General features: G+C 58.0%; 3 protein-coding genes. All 3 read left to right on the top strand.

Annotation, left to right across the window (positions count from 1 at the left end):
• Positions 1-108: 108 nt before the first annotated feature.
• The 3 genes from VMU57_RS16305 (at position 109) to VMU57_RS16295 (ending at position 3,446) form a co-directional block, all read left to right on the top strand.
• Positions 109-1,044, top strand: coding sequence for an SDR family oxidoreductase (locus VMU57_RS16305; RefSeq protein ID WP_325385305.1), 936 nt, complete (start codon positions 109-111; stop codon positions 1,042-1,044).
• 147 nt (positions 1,045-1,191) lie between these two features.
• Positions 1,192-2,397 carry a glycosyltransferase gene (locus tag VMU57_RS16300; protein WP_325385303.1) on the top strand — a complete coding sequence of 402 codons (1,206 nt, stop codon included), beginning with the start codon at positions 1,192-1,194 and terminating at the stop codon, positions 2,395-2,397.
• Complete coding sequence (locus tag VMU57_RS16295; protein WP_325385307.1) at positions 2,394-3,446, top strand: GDP-mannose 4,6-dehydratase; 1,053 nt, start codon at positions 2,394-2,396, stop codon at positions 3,444-3,446. Before VMU57_RS16300 ends, VMU57_RS16295 begins: the two co-directional genes overlap by 4 nt.
• Positions 3,447-3,537: the final 91 nt, after the last annotated feature.

The following is a 3,537-nucleotide window of genomic DNA, read 5'->3' as shown; positions in this document are numbered from 1 at the left end:
AAGTGCGTACCCTGCGCCTCTGAATCCTTTGCATAAGCATGAAGATTGCCCGCGCTATCGCCGGCCTACATCAAGGTTTTCAAAGGGCTTCCCTGGCATAGGAGGACTATGAACACCAGAAAGAGGATTTACATCGCTGGTTGCGGCGGCATGCTTGGCGAGGCCGTCTATCGGCGGTTCAGCAGATTTGCCGACGTCAAGCCGACAGACATTGACCTCAACGAGCCCTGGATCGAGTATGCGGACGTGCGAGACTACCGCCAGAGCTGGGACTCGATCGAGAGTTTCGCCCCGGACGCCATCATTAACCTTGCGGCGCTTACAGACTTGGAAGGCTGCGAAAGGGATTCGGAGAACGCATGGCTGACCAATGCCCTTGGCGCAGAAAATCTGGGGCTGATCGCGGACCAGCTTGGCGTCCCCTACGTGTACATTTCTACTGCTGGAATCTTCGGCGGAGAAAAGGACTGCTACACGGACTTCGACACGCCCGAGCCACGCTCTGTATACGCGAAGTCGAAGCACTACGGTGAATTGTTTGTCCTGCGCCACGTGCGGAAGCACTTCGTGCTCAGGGCCGGCTGGATGATGGGCGGAGGTCCGAAGAAGGATAAGAAGTTCATCAACAAACTATACTGTCAGATCAAGTCGGGAAAGCGCATTCTCCATGTGGTCGAAGACAAGAGCGGCACGCCGACGTACACTGTAGATTTTGCCGAAGGGATGGCTGCGATCCTTGAGAGCGGCCTCTATGGCCTCTATAACCAGGTGTGCGGCGGCTCGGGGACACGGCGGGACGTCGCCGAGGAGTTCGTCCGCTGTCTGGGACTCGAGGGTAAAATCCGGATCGAGCCAGTCCGCTCGGACTTCTTCGCGGCAGAGTACTTCGCGCACCGGCCTGCGAGCGAGCGGCTCGTCAACCTCAAGCTTTCAGCGCGCGGCCTGAATAGGATGCGCGACTGGAGAACCTGTTTAGCTGAATACAGCTCCGCGTTCAGCGAAGATTTGCGCAGGGCTGGCGCTGAGGTTGCGCAGGCGTTCTGACCCTTGCGCAGCGAATCGTAGTCAATCAGCGGGACGGGAAACAGCCGGGGCCTGGTACTCGGCCGGGGCGCAGGCTCCGCGCGTTTACAAGGTTTTTGCCTCGACCACAAATTGCTTACCCCTCGTCTCCAAACTCTTCGCAAAAACATGAAGATCGCCCGCGTTATCGCCCGGCTAAATATTGGGGGGCCGGCGATCCAGGCTGTGCTGCTAACCCGCGAACTGGCCGATGCCGGTCACATAACAAGTTTGCTGGCCGGCAACGTGCCGGAATCGGAAGGCAACATGGAATATCTTGCCGACGAGATGGGCGTTAGTCTGGTTCGTATCCCCAGGCTCTCGCGCGAGGTTTCTCTCGTCTCCGACCTCAGGGCTTTCTGGGACATTTACCGCTGGCTCAAACGCGAGCGGCCGGATATTCTCCACACCCACACCGCCAAGGCCGGGGCTCTGGGCAGGCTTGCCGCATTTGCTTCAGGCACGCCGTGCGTACACACGTACCATGGGAATGTTTTCGAGGGCTATTTTTCGCGCAAGAAATCGGCCGCTTTCCTTCTGATCGAACGCCTCCTTGCCCGAGGCACCGAGCGCATTATCGCCATCAGTCCCAGGCAGTGCCATGATCTGGCGAGCCGTTTCAAAGTTGCAGCCCCGGAAAGAATTTCGACCGTTCGCCTCGGCTTCGATCTAAGCAGGTTCCTGGAACTCGCGCGCGCCCGTCTGTCAGAAGAGAGCGGGCACCATCGCCTGGCTGTCACCTGGGTGGGCCGTTTAACGGCAGTCAAAGACCCGCTGATGTATCCAAGGATCGCGGCGCTTTGCGCCAACGTGAATATGATCGCTGCATTTCTGATGGTCGGGGACGGCGAACTCGGAGCGCATGTGGAAGCGGAGAAACGCCGTCTCAATCTGGGAGATCATCTGCGCCTCATCGGTTGGCAGCGGGACATGAATTCCATCTATCGGCAAACCGATATCCTCCTGCTGACTTCAAAAAATGAAGGGACCCCTGTTGCGGCCATCGAGGCCATGGCTGCAGGATGTCCGGTGATCCTGCCGGATGCAGGGGGTTCTGCCGACCTCATGTCCGGGAATCCTGAACGCCACCCCGGATATTCCATATTCGACAACGGAATACTTGTGACACGGCGCACGCCCGAAATTTTTGCCGATGGCCTGAGCTGGCTGGCCTCAGAGCCGCAGCGCCGCGCCCGGATGGGCCAGGCGGCAAGCATCTTTGCGCAGCAGAACTTTTCCAAGGAACGGCTGGTCAACGAGATTGAGAAAGTTTACAGGTCCGTGCTCGATCACCGGAACCGGCGACGGATGAGAACGAAAGGAGAAATCCAATAAAAGTTCTGATTACCGGCGGAGCAGGGTTTATCGGGTCACACCTGGCGGAGCGTTGTCTTGCGCGGGAAGACGACGTGTTCGTCGTTGACGATCTATCGACCGGCTCGGTAGAAAACATCCGGCACCTCAAAGCCCACAAGCGGTTCTCGTACTTCCTCGACAGCGTTGAGAACCGCCAGTTAACGGCGGAATTGGTGGATGAGTGTGATGTCGTCTTTCACCTTGCTGCTGCCGTCGGCGTGCGATTGATTGTCGAGAGCCCGGTGCGCACCATCGAAACCAACGTCCGCGCAACTGAGCTTGTTCTCAGCCTGGCGGCAAAAAAGAAGAAGCGAGTGTTGATAACGTCAACCTCCGAGGTGTATGGCAAACGCACGCAGATGCCGTTCCGCGAGGATGACGATCTGCTGATGGGGCCGTCCAGCAAGGGGCGCTGGAGCTATGCCTGCTCCAAAGCCCTGGATGAATTTCTCGCGCTGGCTTACTGGAAGGAGAAGCGCGTACCCACCACCGTCGTCCGTCTTTTCAACACGGTCGGCCCCCGCCAGACTGGCCGCTACGGAATGGTGGTTCCCAGTTTTGTCCGGCAGGCTCTCCAGAATGAAAATATTACGATCTTTGGCGATGGGACTCAGCGCCGCTGCTTTCTCCATGTGGCGGACGCCGTCGAGGCGCTCCTGGCGCTCATGCTGAAATCTGAAGCCGTCGGTGAAGTCTACAACATCGGCAGTGCAGAGGAGGTCACCATCCGGGGTCTCGCTGAGAAGGTGAAAGCGATGACGAAGTCGGCATCACAAATCGTGTTGATCCCCTATAACGAAGCTTACGAGGAGGGGTTTGAGGATATGCTCCGCCGCGTTCCCGATATCTCGAAGCTAAGGGCGCTCACTGGCTTTGTACCCCGTTATGCTTTGGACGATACTCTGAGGGATGTAATCGCGTACACGCGAACTCGCGTTACAAGCACGGACCAGATGCCTCTCGCAACTGACCGGCGCACCCACCGGGCCAGCAGACAAATAGCCTGGCAGACGCCGGGGCTTCTGTGAGGCAAACATGACACTCAGTCTGATGACCGGCGGCGCGGGATTTTCAGCACCCTGCTGAGGATGGAGACACTACGGAAATGAATCATACTGG

The sequence above is a fragment of the Edaphobacter sp. genome (genome assembly GCF_035532915.1).
GTDB lineage: Bacteria > Acidobacteriota > Terriglobia > Terriglobales > Acidobacteriaceae > Edaphobacter.
Note: the sequence above shows the minus strand (reverse complement) of the source record. Positions and strands in the feature narration are given on the sequence as shown.